The organism is Streptomyces sp. NPDC104831, assembly GCF_055583025.1.
In genome coordinates, this window is record NZ_JBVJOT010000002.1 from 254,011 (window position 1) to 268,254 (window position 14,244).

Below are 14,244 nucleotides of genomic sequence, written 5' to 3' on the forward strand. Positions count from 1 at the left end.
GGCGCCCCTCACACCTCCGGCTGTGCCCCCGCCGCCAGGGTGCCGCACAGGGCCGCCGGGCTGTCCGTGTCGTAGGGGTCGGTGCCGGCGGGACCGCCCGTCCCGGCCGTCTGGCCGGCCAGCAGGGGGCGAAGGTAGGCCGAGGAGTCCTCGGCGCAGGCGAGGGGGCCCGCCTGGACGTAGGCCGTGATCAGCTGGACCTGGCGGGTGCGCAGGTCGTCGCGGTCGAAGCGGAAGGTCAGCTCGCGGCGGACCGTGAAGAGGGACGCGGGGGCGTCGGGGGCGGCGCCGGCCGGGCGCAGGGCGTAGACGAAGGTGTGGTCGGCGAAGACCTCCAGCGTCGCCGCGTCGGTCTCGTCGGCCTTCAGGGTGCCGAAGACCCGGATCCGGTCGTCGGCCAGCCGGGCTCGCGCGGGGTCGATGCGGACCACCCAGCCCGTGGGCGCGTGCCGCCCGTCCGCGGCCGGGTGGCCGAAGCTCCGGTCGAACTGGTCGAGCTGGTCGGAGTCGACCAGGGCCCGGGCGGGGCGCGCCTCCCGGCCGGCCAGCACGTCGGGGTCGAGCGAGGAGCGGACGAGGTAGTCCTTGACGGTGGTGAGGGCGGTCACCACCTGGCTGTCGGAGAAGTGCGCGGTGCCGCGCGAGGGCGGCAGGGGTATGCCCTCGGCGCCGACGTCGAAGTGGGCGGCGGGGCTGCGGGCGAACAGCCTCCCGGTGTCGCCGGTGCCGGGCACCTTGCCCTGCGGGGCGAGCGGGATCACCGTCATCCGCAGGGCCTCCACGGTCCGGCGGGCCTGCGCGGAGCCGTAGGGGTGGCGCACGCCCATGTAGAGCGCGGTGCCGAAGGCGAGGGCGATCAGCAGGACGAGAAGCAGGGCCTGCCGGGTCGGTCCGCGGCGCAGGGGCGGGCGGCGGCGTACGGCGGGCGCGCGGTCGGCCATCCGCTCCGCGGCGGAGGACTCCTGGAGGCGGGCAGCGCGGACGAACGACTCGTCGAAGACGACGGATCGGTATTCGTCCTCCGCACCGCCGGGGCCGCCCTCGGGTGTCCCCTCCGGTGGGTCTCCAGGCCCGCCCATACCTTCAGAGTAGGTCCGGCGGGCCCCGGGTAAACGCCCGGCCGCCGCCAACTTCTGACAGGTTCTCAACAGGGTCGGGCGGGCGCTCCGAGGGTGCTCAGGGAGAGGGCGGAACGGCCGAGACGGCCGGCCGCCGGTGGTCGTCGGCGGTGGCGGGAGCGGACGCGGTTTCCTTGCCGATGCCGGTCGAGGCGGGCGCGGGCACCCGGTCGCGGGTGCCCGAGGAGCCTCCTCGGTAGACGGCGGCGAAGGCCAGCGCGACCATGCCGATGCCCATCACGACGGCGAGGAGCCAGGCGACGGGACGGTGCCAGCGGACCTGCTTGCCGTACGGCCCGTAGGGGCCGTCGCCGAGGACGTACCGGTCGTCCAGCCCGTCGTCGTGGTCCTGACCGAATCCGGGGCCCTCGGGGCCGTAGCCGTCGTCGTAGCGCTCGGCCCGGGCGCGGGCTCGGCGGGCCTCCGCCTCGGATGCCTCGGCCCGGGCCTGGGCGGCGGCGAGGAGGCGTTCGACGGCGGACGGTTCATGGACCGTGGCCGCCCTCACGAAGGCCTCGTCGAAGACCACGGAGGCGAACTCTTCGTCCGACACCCCGTGGTCGTGGTCGTCGTCGGGCTCCCAGCCGTCAGGGAACGGCGTACCCCCCACGTCCTCCGGCACGGATCCAGAGTAGACCTGGGGGGTCAATTTGGGCAGACGGTATGGAAATTCGTCTGATGGGTGAGACACCCTCCGGCCGCGCCCCCGGCGCCGGGGGCGCTTGAGCCGGGCGGGTGAACCTCAGCGGCGCACGTGTCCGTCGCCGGTGACGATGTACTTGGTGCTGGTCAGCTCCGGCAGGCCCATCGGGCCGCGGGCGTGCAGCTTCTGGGTGGAGATGCCGATCTCGGCGCCGAAGCCGAACTGGCCGCCGTCGGTGAACCGGGTGGAGGCGTTCACGGCGACGGTGGTGGAGTCGACCAGCTGGGTGAAGCGGCGGGCGGCCTGCTGGGAGGTGGTGACGATGGCCTCGGTGTGGCCGGAGGTCCACAGCCGGATGTGCTCGACGGCCTTGTCCAGGGAGTCGACCACCGCGGCGGCGATGTCGTGGGAGAGGTACTCGGTCTCCCAGTCCTCGGGGGTCGCCTCGACCACGGTGGCCCGGGACTCCTTGGCGTAGGCCATGACCCGGTCGTCGGCGTGGACGGTGACCCCGGCCTCGGCGAGGGCGTCCAGGGCGCGGGGCAGGAACTCGGGGGCGATGTCCTGGTGGACGAGGAGGGTCTCGGCGGCGTTGCAGACGCTGACCCGCTGGGCCTTGGAGTTGATCAGGATCTCGACGGCGGTGTCGATGTCGGCCCGGGCGTCGACGTAGACGTGGCAGTTGCCGGTGCCGGTCTCGATCACGGGGACCGTGGACTCGTTGACGACGGTCCGGATCAGGGAGGCGCCGCCGCGCGGGATGAGGACGTCGACCAGGCCGCGGGCGCGCATCAGCTCGCGGACGGAGTCGCGGCTCTCGCCGGGCACGAGCTGGACGGCGTCGGCGGGGAGCCCGGCACCGCCGACGGCGTCCCGGATCACCCGGACCAGGGCGGTGTTCGACTCGTAGGCGGAGGCGGAGCCGCGCAGCAGGACGGCGTTGCCGGACTTCAGGCACAGGGCGGCCGCGTCGACCGTCACGTTCGGGCGGGCCTCGTAGATGATGCCGACGACGCCGAGCGGGACGCGGACCTGGCGCAGGTCGATGCCGTTGGGCAGGGTGGAACCGCGGACGACCTCGCCGACCGGGTCGGGCAGCCGCACCACGTCGCGGACGTCGGAGGCGATGGCGCGGACCCGCTCGGGGGTGAGGGTGAGCCGGTCGACGATGGCCTCGCTGGTGCCGCTCTCCCGGGCCTTGGCCACGTCCCGGGCGTTGGCCTCGACGATCTCGGCGGTCCGGACCTCCAGGGCGTCGGCGATGGCGAGCAGCGCGTCGTCCTTCACGGCACGCGGCAGCGGCGCGAGGTCGGCGGCGGCGGCCTTGGCCCGGTAGGCGGCCTGGGTGACCGGGGACATCGAGTCGTACGGCGAGAGCGTGGTCATGGGGGAAGGGTAGTGCGCGGTGCGCCGCGGTTCAGCGGTCGTCCCACACCCCGAGACACCCCAAAAAGGGCGAACCCTCCCCCAGGTTTCTTACCGGCTCCCTCCTCGATTCTTACCGGTTGCCTCCCGGGGCCCCGGCTCAGAACGGGTGGACGCCCACCGGTGTGGCCGGTGACGGGCCGTAGCCCTCGGCGATGCGGTGGTGGTAGGTCTCGCGGTCGATGACCTCCAGGCCGACGATCTCCCAGCGCGGCAGGCCGGCGCTCTGCCGGTGCTCGCCCCACAGGCGCAGCGCCACCGCGGCGGCGTCGTGCAGGTCGCGGGCCTCTTCCCAGTACCGGATCTCCGCGTGGTCGGTCGCGTATCTGCTGGTCAGCAGGAAGGGGTGGTCGTGGGCGAGCTGTTCCAGGGCCCGCCTCAGTTCCGGCAGCGGGACCTTCTCACCGGAGACGCTCAGGGTGACGTGCCACAGCCTGGGCAGGTCTGTGGGTTGCTCATAGGTGTCCCCGGCCGCGACGCTCGTCAGAGCACCGCGGGACGCCGCCCCCGGGCGCACTCGTCTCACGACGGCCTCCTTCACGCATGGCCGGCAAGGCCGCATGGCTCGCTTGGCCCCTTGACGGAACGTGTTCCCTTCAACATGTTCCCGAGACAAAGTTGAGCAGGCCGCAGGAGTTCGCGTGGGGGTTTTACGGAACGTCCCCCACCGGGGGCGTTCCGCACGCTCCGCTTTACGAGTGGTTTTGCGAGCGTCACCCGTGCAGGAGCACCAGGTCGTCCCTGTGTACGACCTCTCGTTCGTACGCGGCGCCCAGCTCCCGTGCGAGCTCGTGCGTCGAACGCCCGATCAGCCGGGGGATCTCCTTGGCGTCGAAGTTGACGAGCCCCCGGGCCACCGCGCGGCCCCGCGCGTCACGCAGTTCGACGGGGTCGCCGGCGCTGAACTCGCCCTCCACGGCGGCGATCCCGGCGGGCAGCAGCGACTTGCGCCCGTTCACGACCGCGTCCACCGCGCCGTCGTCCAGGGTCAGCGCGCCCTGCGGGGTGGAGGCGTGCTGGAGCCACAGGAGGCGGTCGGCGGAGCGCTTGCCGGTGGGGTGGAAGTAGGTGCCGGTGTCGCCGCCGGCCAGGGCCTCGGCCGCGTGGACGGCGCTGGTGAGCACCACCGGGATGCCGGCGGCCGCGGCGATCCGGGCGGCCTCCACCTTGGTGACCATGCCGCCGGTGCCGACGCCGGCCTTGCCCGCGCTGCCGATCTCGACGCCGGCGAGGTCCTGCGGGCCCCTCACCTGGGCGATCCGGGAGGTGCCGGGCCGGCTGGGGTCGCCGTCGTAGACGCCGTCGACGTCGGAGAGGAGGACGAGCAGGTCGGCGTGGACGAGGTGGGCGACGAGCGCGGCGAGGCGGTCGTTGTCGCCGAAGCGGATCTCGTCGGTGGCGACGGTGTCGTTCTCGTTGACGATCGGGAAGGCGCCCATCGCGAGCAGTGCGTCGAGGGTGCGCGAGGCGTTGCGGTGGTGGGCGCGGCGGCTCATGTCGTCGCTGGTGAGCAGGATCTGGCCGACGCGGACGCCGTAGCGGGCGAAGGAGGCGGTGTAGCGGGCGACGAGCAGGCCCTGGCCGACGCTGGCGGCGGCCTGCTGGCGGGCGAGGTCCCGGGGGCGGCGGCGCAGGCCGAGGGGGGCGAGGCCGGCGGCGATGGCGCCGGAGGAGACGAGGACGATCTCCCGCTCCCCGCCGCCGCGGCTCTTGGCGAGGACGTCGACGAGGGCGTCGACGCGGTCGGCGTCCAGGCCGCCCTCGGCGGTGGTCAGCGAGGAGGAGCCCACCTTGACGACGATCCTGCGGGCCTCGCCCACGGCCTGCCTTGCCCTTGCCACGGTGCCTTCCGTCCCCTCGCGCGCTGTCGGCTGCCTGCCCGGCAATCTACGCGAGCGGGGCCGGGAGCGGCTCACCGGTCCAGCTCCCGGACAGCGCGGGGGCGCATGGTTCGCTCACAGATTCGCGTACGGCAAAAAAGTTGTAGTGGTTGCCTGTAGAAATCAAAACCTGATCCAACATAAGTTGAACTTTGTGTCACATAATGTTCGCCCTGTGAAGCGCGTCCTGCTGCGCTCGGGCAAGAGCCCGTACGACGTCCTGTCCATCGAGGAGGCTCTCCACCGGGACGTCATCGCCACCAACTCCGGCAACCTGATCTTCAGCGATGCCGCGCACAAGATCCTGGAGACACCGCACACCGAGGTCGTCTCCAACGGCATCGGCACGGACGTCTCGGCGGCGGCCCGGATCAACGAGGAGTACGACGTCTTCGTCGTACCGCTCGCCAACGCCTTCCGGCCGTCCTTCGAGGGCCGGCTGAAGCGGCTGACCCGCCTGATCGGCAAGCTGCGGATCCCCGTCGTGGTGCTGGGGGTCGGCGCACAGGCCGGGCTGGGGTACGACCCGGCGCGGCTGAAGCCGATGGAACAGTCGGTGCGCGACTTCTGCGCGGCGGTGCTGGAGCGCAGCGCCTCCATCGGGGTGCGCGGCGAGTTCACCGAGCAGTACCTGCGCGACCTGGGCTTCCGCGACGTCGAGGTCATCGGCTGCCCGTCGCTGTTCCTGTACGGCCGACAGCTCGACGTGCGCGAGCGGGTGCCCCGGCTGACGGCGGACGCGCGGATCGCGGTGAACGGGTCGCACCACGCGGTGCAGAAGCAGGGCCTGGACCGGATCATCACCCGTGCCCACGACCGCTATCCGAACCTGTGCTTCATCGGGCAGAACATCAGCGACGCCCGGCAGCTGCACTGGCGGGACCTGAGCGACCCCAACGCCCGGGTGACGGCGATGCCGACGCACCCGGACCACCCGATGTACCGGGAGGGCAAGGCGCGGGTGTACGTCGACCCGGTCACCTGGATCGACGACCTGCGCTCCTACGACTTCTCCTTCGGCTCGCGCATCCACGGCAACATCGCGGCGCTGCTCGCGGGGACGCCAGCGACGGTGCTGTGCGGGGACTCGCGCACGCTGGAGCTGTGCCGGTACTTCGAGATCCCGCACCGGCGGCTGGACCAGGTCACCAAGGAGCTGCTGGCGGCCGATCCGATCCGGCTGTACGAGCAGCTGGACCTGAGCGGGCTGGTCGGGGGCCACGCGGAGCGCTTCGACCGGTTCGTGGCCTTCCTGGACAAGAACGGGCTCGACAACACCTTCACGCACGGCGACGGCGGCGCGGCCTTCGACAAGAAGATGCGGTCGCTGGCGTTCCCGCCCGGCATCCGGCCGTGGAACGACGCCGACCCCGCCGCGCTGAGCGGCCGGTTCGGCTGGCTGCACAGCCAGGTGAGCGAACTCGCCCGGGACAACGAGCGGTTGCGGCGGGAGCTGGCGAAGGCGAAGGAGGCGGCGAGCCCGGCCTCCGGCACGTCCGTCTACCGCCGTGCGCGGCGCGTGGTGGGCCGCCCCCTGCGCCGCGCACTCCAGTCGGGCAAGCAGTAGACCCGGCGGGGGGAAGGAGGGGGCCGGGCGCATCCGCCCGGGCCCCGGTCCCGCCCCCGTGCGGCGTCAGGCCGCCGCCGCTCCGATCTTCCTGCCCGCCAGCAGGCGCCGCAGCTTGCGGCGGATCTTGCGCACGGCGCGGCGCGGCACGGAGTTGGCGACCGCCTCGCGGTAGCCCGGGTAGGCGCGGGCCTCGCGGGCCTCGGCGCGGTAGATCTCGTCGGGGACCCCGGCGGTCTCGGACCGGAAGTGCGGGTAGCCGAGGTAGAGCCGGGTGCCGCGCTTCTCCAGCACGGCGTCGGGCTGCTTCTTCTCCTTGACGAACCTGACGACGTCGACCAGCAGCTCGGGCCGCTGCATGGCGACCAGGTGCAGCCGCAGCCGCTCGTGCACCTTGAGCCGGCGGGCCACGCCGGGCGTCCAGTAGGCGTCCATCAGCGGTTTGGCCAGCTCGAACTTGTTCCGCCGGATCTCCTCACCGTCCGTGAGGAACTTCGGGCCGAACTGCGGCAGCAGCGTGACGAGGAACGGCCGCACCATGAGCAGGTCGCGCTTGTCGCCGGCCGGGACCATGTCGGCGATCAGCTTCATCAGAGAGCGCGCGGAGTCGAAGCGCAGGGTGTAGCTGCCGCTCTTGGTGACCTGCTTGCCGTCGTCGCGGCCGACCAGGTAGTAGCAGGTGTAGTCGGCGACCACGGAGACGCCGTCGGCGCGCAGGTACGCCTCCAGCGTGAAGAGGGCGTCCTCGCCGGTGAACAGCGACTCGTCGAACCGCATGCCGTGCCGTTCCAGCAGGGAGCGGCGGAACAGCTTCTGCGCGCTGAGGGTGAACTTGATGTTCGAGGTGAAGACGTCGGCGCGGTCCAGCGTCTTGCCCCACATGGACTTGGGCGCGGAGCGGTTGACGCCCTCGACCCGGCCGAGGACCACGTCCGTGCCGTTCTTGTCGGCCATGGCGACCATGCGCTCCAGGGCCTCGGGGCCGAGCCGGTCGTCGGCGTCGAGGAAGAAGACGTAGCGGCCGCTCGCCTTGGCCAGGCCGACGTTGCGGGGACCGCTGGGGCCGCCGGAGTTCTCCTGGCGGACGACGGTCACCGGCATGGGGGCGCGGGCGGCGAACTCCTCCAGGCAGTCGCCGGTGCCGTCGGTGGAGCCGTCGTCGACCGCGATGACCTCCATCCGGTCCGCACCGATGGTCTGCGCCTCGACGGATGCCAGGCACTCGACCAGGTACGGCATCGCTTCGTACGCCCCGATGACCACGCTCACATCGGGCTGCGTCACGACGGTCACACTTCCCCCTCGTTCACCAAGAATTTCCCCCGCATCGACTCGATCGCAAGGTGCTAGACGGGCGGTCGGGGGCGGCGGTTGCCTTGCCGAACGCCTTGAGTGGCGGAACTCACAGAAAGCCGCCGCACGAACACTACGCCCGCACGGTAAGAACCGCCGAGGACCGGTTGAGAACGGGGCAAGACGTGAGCGCGGGGCCCGGCGCGGGCGCGGGGCACGACGAAGGCCCCCGGGGGGCGTTCCCCCCAGGGGCCGGGTGCGTTGCGGCGGGCCGGTCAGCCCGCGGTCACGCCGTCCGTCTCCCCGGCCGACGCGGCGCGCTGGGCCGGCACCGCGCCGGTCAGCTCGGCCGCCTGGGCGGGGTCGGCCTCCGCGGCCAGCCGGGCCTCCTGGCCGGCGTTGCGGGCCTCGGACTTGCGGGCCAGGTCGGCGACGGCGCCGTTGAACTGGTCGATCGAGGCCGGCTCGTCGGGGCCGAGCAGGTACTCCTTCAGGTCCTTGCGGTCCTCCGCGAGCGGGTCGGCGGACGGATTGCGCACGGCGTGCAGCAGATCGCCCAGTTCGACGGCGCTGTTGGACAGGATCACGGCGGCGCGCACGGCCGTGTTGTGCCGCTTGAACTCCTCGACGCCCACCGCGGCGGAGTCGGTGACGGCGTACGGCTTGCCGCTCGCGATGAAGTCGGAGACCACGGAGGAGATGTCGGAGACCATCGCGTCGGAGACGTTGAAGCAGTCGTACAGGCGCGGTTCGGCGCCGGTGATGACGCGGTGCTCGTGCGAGGGGAAGGAGCGCCAGTAGACCTCGTTCCACTCGGCGCGCAGCCGCGCGATCTCCTCGTGCCTGGCCACGTCCACGATGCCGTCGCGGGTGGCCTCGGCCTCGTCTCCCTTGGTGCCGCCGGCGCCGGCCAGCTCGGCGAGCCGGGCCTCGATGCGGGCCAGTTCGGCCTTGGCGCGGTCCATCTCGGCGCGGTCGGCGGTGAAGCGGGAGTCGCCGGCGCGCTCGGCGGCGGCCTTCTCGACCAGGGCGGCGATGCGCTGGTGGGCGGCCTTGGCGTCCTTGCTGACGGTGCCGGTGAACGGGTGCGGCTTGTACAGGACGCGGACCGGCGGGTCGGCCGTGATCAGCCGCTGGACGATGTTCTCGCCGGCCAGCACGATCGAGGTGTTGCCGGGGTTGCCGTCCCAGCCCTCCCAGGTGGGGGCGTAGAGCACGGTGGGGATACGGCCGGCGGGCACGCCCTGCCAGCTCTGGATGGGCGCGAGCTGCGGGCGGCCGACCTCCACGATGTCGTCGTCGCGGACGCCGACGTCGGCGATGGCGTAGCGGTCGCGGCCGGCCCGGCCGGCGGTCCACACCTCGTCGTACACCTTGCTGTACGGGTTGACGCTGGCGAGCTTGTCGCTGTCGCCGTGGCCGATGAAGACGTGCTTCATGGTGGGCACGCGCAGCAGGTGGATGTTCTTGCCGACGTTGGCCGCGTAGAGGGCGACGCGCACGGTGGACAGGTCCAGGTTCATCAGGTGCACCCCTCCGGGCACGCAGATGACGGGGACCGTGGTGGGCGCGAGGTTGTTCAGGATGACGCGCTCACGGAGGATGATCAGCGGCCGGGTCTCCAGCCGCTCCATCGTCTCCAGCCACATGTTGACCTGGTAGGCGGAGTCCTTGGAGCCGGAGAAGTACAGGACCGTCTCCGGCTTGTAGCCGGCCAGCCAGTCGTCGACGGCGGCGAGGACGGCGTCGGCCCGCGGCGGGATCCGCCGGCCGCGCACGTACGGCACCAGGGCGAGGACGTAGAGGCAGCCGAGGCCGAAGGTGAGGCCGACGCCGACGAAGCCGGGGGCGGCGGAGTCCGACTCGGCGGCGACCAGGATGCCGGCGACCGCGAACAGGTCGAGGTGGAGCATCTTCTCCGCGGAGCGGTGCAGCAGCCCGCGCGGCGGGGCGTCCGGGATGCGGACGCGGGACTTCAGGTCGATGTTGCGGGTGGCGACCGGCATCCGGCGGCGGTTGCGGATGAGGGTGACCAGGGCACCGTGCGGGGCCTGGAGGCCGTAGAAGGCGATGAAGCAGGCGACCGCGCCGTAGAAGATCAGGTCGTCCGAGAGGGACAGGCGGGCCAGCAGCAGGACCAGCAACAGCTGCCGGATCAGGAAGCGGATCGACAGACCCGCCCGGACCTTGCTGAGGCGGTTGATCAGGTAGCTGCCCTTGCGGTGCAGATAGTGGTCCGCCAGATACGTCACGGCGGCCAGGGCCGCGAAGGCGGGAACGCTCGGGACGAGCGCGGCCAGCATGAGGGCCGGGAAGCCCAGCATCACGAGGACCGCCGCGGCCAGCTCGGCCGCGTTGCCCACCCGGGCGACGCGAATAGCGGTGGATATCACGGAGAAACCTGCTCTGGGAGGGAGGGGTGCCGGTTTTGTTCAGTCATGCCGGAAATGCCGGTGTTTCGGGGAGTGTACGAATATGCGCGGTGTACGGATTCAGGCCCCTGCGAACACCCGGTGAACGAGCGAGCACAGAGGCCTGAATTCATGAAAGCTATTTAAAGGCGATTATTACACGCCGTCCTGACGGTCCAGCACGGAGGCCAGCGCCTGCTCGAAGCCGGAGGCCCGGGCGGCGCCCGCGGTCGGGTCCTGCTGGCGGACGTCGATGACGTGTCCCGTCAGCTCCGACAGCAGCACGTCCAGGGAGGTGCGGGCCACGGCCTCGGAGGAGAGCAGGGTGCCCGACGGCTCCTGGCCGAAGGCCTTGGTGCGCATCGGCGTCGCGGTGCGCTCGGGGTTGATGCAGTTGACCCGGATGCCGTCGGCGGCCCACTCGTCGGACAGCGCCTGGGTGAGGTTCACCATGGCGGCCTTGGTGGAGGAGTACAGCGAGTACTCGGCGCGGCCCCGGGTGTAGCTGCTGGAGGTGTAGAGCAGCAGCTGGCCCTTGGTCTCGGCCAGGTACTTGTAGGAGGAGCGGGCGATCTGCACCGGCGCCAGGTAGTTGACCTTCAGCGCCTCCTCGATGGTGGCGTTGTCGGTCTCGGCGAGCTTGCCGATGCGCAGGACGCCCGCGGTGTTGACCACGTAGTCGATCCGGCCGGTGTCCGCGTAGGCCTTGGACAGCGCGTCGTCGACCTCCTCCGGGTTCTCCACGTGGGTGCCGGTGGTGGAGCGGCCCAGCGCGTAGACGCGCGCGCCGTAGGACCCGGCGAGTTCGGCGATGTCCTTGCCGATGCCGTAGGAGCCGCCGAAGATGACGACGGTCTTGCCGGTGAGCAGCTCGCGGTAGGCGTCCTCGCCGTTCTGCTCGGGCGCGGCGGTGGAGGCGAGCTGGAACAGCTTGTCGGCGATGAAGACGTCGACCGGCTGGGTCACCTTCATGTTGTACTCGTCGCCCGCGACGACGTGGATCGGCACGTCCGGCAGGTACTTCAGGACCACCGAGCAGTCGTCCGTGGCCTGGAAGTTCGGGTCGCCGGACGCGACCTCGTAGGCACGGCGGATGGTGGACAGCTTGAACGCCTGCGGGGTCTGGCCGCGGCGCAGCCGGGAGCGGTCCGGGATCTCGGTGATGAACTCGCCGTCCTCGCCGTGGGTGCGCGTGACGATGATGGTGTCCGCGGACGGGATGGCGACGTCCACCGCCTGGTAACGGTCCAGTGCGGCCACGCAGTCGTCGATGACGCGCTGCGAGAGCAGCGGGCGCACGGCGTCGTGGAAGAGGACGTTGAGGTCCTCGCCCTCGGCCAGGCCCTCGCGGAGGGCGGCGATGGCGCGCTCGGTGGTCTCGTTCCGCGTCGCCCCGCCCTCGATGACCTTCTTCACCTTCGTGAAGCCCGCCTTGGCGACGATCTTCTCGACGTCCGGCACATAGCCCGGGGCCATCAGCACGATGACGTCGTCGATCGAGTCGGCGTTCTGGAAGGTGGTCAGGGTGTGCTCGATGACTGCCTTGCCGGCGATCTTCAGCAGCTGCTTGGGGATCGACAGACCCACCCGCTGGCCGGTGCCACCGGCCAGGATCACTGCGGTGGTACGGGGCTTGGCTATGCGCTGGGACACAGGTGACCTACCTTGGGGCGACAGGGAACCTTGAAATGGTCCCACTTTCGGTTACCACGATGCAAGGTGAGCGACTCTCACCGCATATGTGCGCGCAACCTGTCATTCACCTTTCACTCCCGGTGACGCGCGACGGGCGGTGTGAATGCCGGTGAATTTGCTGTGAGTAACTCCACAAGTGCCCCGGGAACGACAAGAGCCCGGGACCCCTCCGGGCCCCGGGCTCACGCGCGATCCGTCACACCAGGCGGACGCCCGGCTCGTCCGACTCCACCCGCAGCCGGGCCAGGGTGGAGGCCGTCGCCTGCGGCTTGAGGACCGTGTCGACCACGCGGACCCGCGCGTCGATGCCGTCGGGGCGGATGTCGAACAGGTGGTAGCCGCGGTGGGCGTCGATGAGCTTCCAGTGCGGGTTGTCCGCCATCAGCGGGTCCCACTGCTTGTGGAAGGCGTCCTGGTCCTGGTCGCCGCTGCTGGAGATGGAGGTGCCGACGAACTCGGCGCCGACCACGTCGGAGTCCGGGTCGTCGAAGTCCGTCTTCAGGTCGCTGATCATCGTCAGATGGCGGTCCCCGGAGAGCACCACCGGATTGCGGATGCCGGCGAACTCCTCCACCAGGGCGTTGCGCTCGGCCTGGTAGCCGTCCCACGCGTCGTAGAACCAGAGCTTGCCGTCGCCGGGCAGCAGATCGGTCTCCGCCATCATGATCTGCGAGGCGACGAGGTTCCAGCGGGCCGGGGAGTCGTACAGCCCGTCCAGCAGCCACTGCTTCTGCGCGGCGCCGAGCATGGTCCGCGCGGGCTCCTGGGCGCCCTCCTGCGTGGTGGCCTGGTCGGTGCGGAACTGCCGGGTGTCGAGGACGTTGAGCCGGGCCAGCCGGCCGAACTCCAGGCGTCGGTACATCTGGATGTGCGGCCCGTCGGGGATCGCCGTGGCGCGCACCGGCATGTGCTCGTAGTACGCCTGGAAGGCCGCCGCCCGCCGGGCCAGGAACTTGTCGTGCGGCTGCTTGTCGGGGTCCTGCGGGACCTCGCCGGCCCAGTCGTTGTCCACCTCGTGGTCGTCGAAGGTGACCACCCAGGGGGCGTTCGCGTGCATCGCGGCGAGGCCGGGGTCGGTGCGGTACTGGGCGTACCGGTTGCGGTACTGGGTGAGGGTGTAGGGCTCGCCCTTGCCCTCGTGCCGCCGCACGGCCGTGGCCGAGGGCGTGGACTCGTAGATGTAGTCGCCGACGAAGAGCACGAAGTCCGGGTCCTGCGCGAGCATGTCGGCGTACGGCGTGAAGTAGCCGTGCTGCCAGTTCTGGCAGGAGGCCAGGGCCACGCGCAGCGCTCCGCCCCGCCGGCGGGGATGGGGCGCGGTGCGGGTGCGGCCGGTGGGCGAGAGCTGGGTGCCGGCCCGGAAGCGGTACCAGTACGCACGGTCCGGGCGCAGGCCGCGGACGTCCACGTGGACGCTGTGACCGAGTTCGGGGCGGGCCTCGGCGGTGCCCCGGCGGGCGATCCTGCGGAACCGCTCGTCCTCGGCGATCTCCCAGTCCACGGGGAAGACCGCGGCCGGCATCCCGCCGCCGTTCAGCGGGTCGGGCGCGAGTCTGGTCCACAGCACGATGCCGTCGGGGAGCGGATCGCCGGAGGCCACGCCGAGGGTGAACACCCCGTCGGGCACCGGGGTGTCGGCCGCGCGGGCGGTGCCCGGCAGCCACAGCTGGGCGGAGGCCGCGGCCCCGAGGACGGCGGCCCCGGCGGTCAGAAAGCGGCGGCGGTCGGGGGATGATGCGGTCATGCGCTGACTCCCTTTGCCACAGTGGCCACATGGACGGGTGGGTCGGACATGCGGAAGTTCAAACGGCCGTACGGTCCGCCTGCTGAACCGGGTCCATCAAGGGCATGACAACTGGGGAGACAACAGGGGCCCGTCACGGCACGGGAAAACCCTCGCGCCGCGACGGGCCTGACGGTAGGTCAGAAACCGGCCCTCCCGCCGGGCCGGCGACCGGCGTCACCCGGGGAACACGCGACCGAGCCGGCCTCCGGACGCGGTGGTGCCGAGCGTGCGCGCGGTGACGGCGGCGCAAGGAGCGGTGCCGGTCGGACACGTCGTCTCCAGGGTCGGTGAAAAGAGCGGTGGGGGGGGGGGGGGGGGGGGGGGGGGGGGGGGGGGGGGGGGGGGGGGGGGGGGGGGGGGGGGGGGGGGGGGGGGGGGGGGGGGGGGGTGGGTGGGGGGGGGGGGGGGGCGGGAAGGGGGGGAAGA

At 71.7% G+C, this 14,244-nt stretch carries 10 protein-coding genes; 1 reads left to right on the forward strand and 9 read right to left on the reverse strand.

What is annotated here, in order from left to right:
• Nucleotides 1–8: 8 nt before the first annotated feature.
• The 5 genes from ACZ63H_RS02515 to proB form a co-directional block, all read right to left on the reverse strand.
• Nucleotides 9–1,079 carry an SCO2583 family membrane protein gene (locus ACZ63H_RS02515; protein ID WP_469861352.1) on the reverse strand — a complete coding sequence of 357 codons (1,071 nt, stop codon included), beginning with the start codon at nucleotides 1,077–1,079 and terminating at the stop codon, nucleotides 9–11.
• A gap of 97 nt (nucleotides 1,080–1,176) precedes the next feature.
• On the reverse strand, nucleotides 1,177–1,740 hold the full coding sequence (locus tag ACZ63H_RS02520; RefSeq protein WP_469861354.1) for an SCO2584 family spore wall biosynthesis protein: 564 nt from the start codon (nucleotides 1,738–1,740) through the stop codon (nucleotides 1,177–1,179).
• Between the two features lie 120 nt (nucleotides 1,741–1,860).
• Nucleotides 1,861–3,147, reverse strand: a complete 1,287-nt coding sequence (locus ACZ63H_RS02525) for a glutamate-5-semialdehyde dehydrogenase (protein ID WP_469861356.1) — start codon at nucleotides 3,145–3,147, stop codon at nucleotides 1,861–1,863.
• A 139-nt stretch (nucleotides 3,148–3,286) separates the two neighbouring features.
• The gene (locus ACZ63H_RS02530) at nucleotides 3,287–3,712 is read right to left on the reverse strand and encodes a hypothetical protein (protein ID WP_469861358.1); all 426 of its coding nucleotides are present in this window, start codon (nucleotides 3,710–3,712) and stop codon (nucleotides 3,287–3,289) included.
• Nucleotides 3,713–3,899: 187 nt separating this feature from the next.
• Nucleotides 3,900–5,006: a glutamate 5-kinase gene (gene proB, locus ACZ63H_RS02535; RefSeq protein WP_469861384.1), complete on the reverse strand. Its 1,107-nt coding sequence runs from the start codon at nucleotides 5,004–5,006 to the stop codon at nucleotides 3,900–3,902.
• Nucleotides 5,007–5,241: 235 nt separating this feature from the next.
• Here proB and ACZ63H_RS02540 point away from each other — a divergent pair, with 235 nt between their 5' ends.
• Nucleotides 5,242–6,633 carry a polysaccharide pyruvyl transferase family protein gene (locus ACZ63H_RS02540; RefSeq protein ID WP_469861360.1) on the forward strand — a complete coding sequence of 464 codons (1,392 nt, stop codon included), beginning with the start codon at nucleotides 5,242–5,244 and terminating at the stop codon, nucleotides 6,631–6,633.
• Between the two features lie 66 nt (nucleotides 6,634–6,699).
• On the opposite strand, the gene ACZ63H_RS02545 is transcribed toward ACZ63H_RS02540, so the two are convergent.
• The 4 genes from ACZ63H_RS02545 to ACZ63H_RS02560 all read right to left on the reverse strand — a co-directional run bounded on the left by ACZ63H_RS02545 (nucleotide 6,700) and on the right by ACZ63H_RS02560 (nucleotide 13,776).
• Nucleotides 6,700–7,872 carry a glycosyltransferase family 2 protein gene (locus ACZ63H_RS02545; RefSeq protein WP_469861386.1) on the reverse strand — a complete coding sequence of 391 codons (1,173 nt, stop codon included), beginning with the start codon at nucleotides 7,870–7,872 and terminating at the stop codon, nucleotides 6,700–6,702.
• A 329-nt stretch (nucleotides 7,873–8,201) separates the two neighbouring features.
• Nucleotides 8,202–10,319 (reverse strand): hypothetical protein, encoded by a 2,118-nt coding sequence (locus ACZ63H_RS02550; protein WP_469861362.1) that lies wholly within the window; start codon nucleotides 10,317–10,319, stop codon nucleotides 8,202–8,204.
• Between the two features lie 174 nt (nucleotides 10,320–10,493).
• Complete coding sequence (locus ACZ63H_RS02555) at nucleotides 10,494–11,990, reverse strand: D-ribitol-5-phosphate cytidylyltransferase (RefSeq protein WP_469861364.1); 1,497 nt, start codon at nucleotides 11,988–11,990, stop codon at nucleotides 10,494–10,496.
• 238 nt (nucleotides 11,991–12,228) lie between these two features.
• Complete coding sequence (locus ACZ63H_RS02560) at nucleotides 12,229–13,776, reverse strand: alkaline phosphatase D family protein (protein WP_469861366.1); 1,548 nt, start codon at nucleotides 13,774–13,776, stop codon at nucleotides 12,229–12,231.
• Nucleotides 13,777–14,244: the final 468 nt, after the last annotated feature.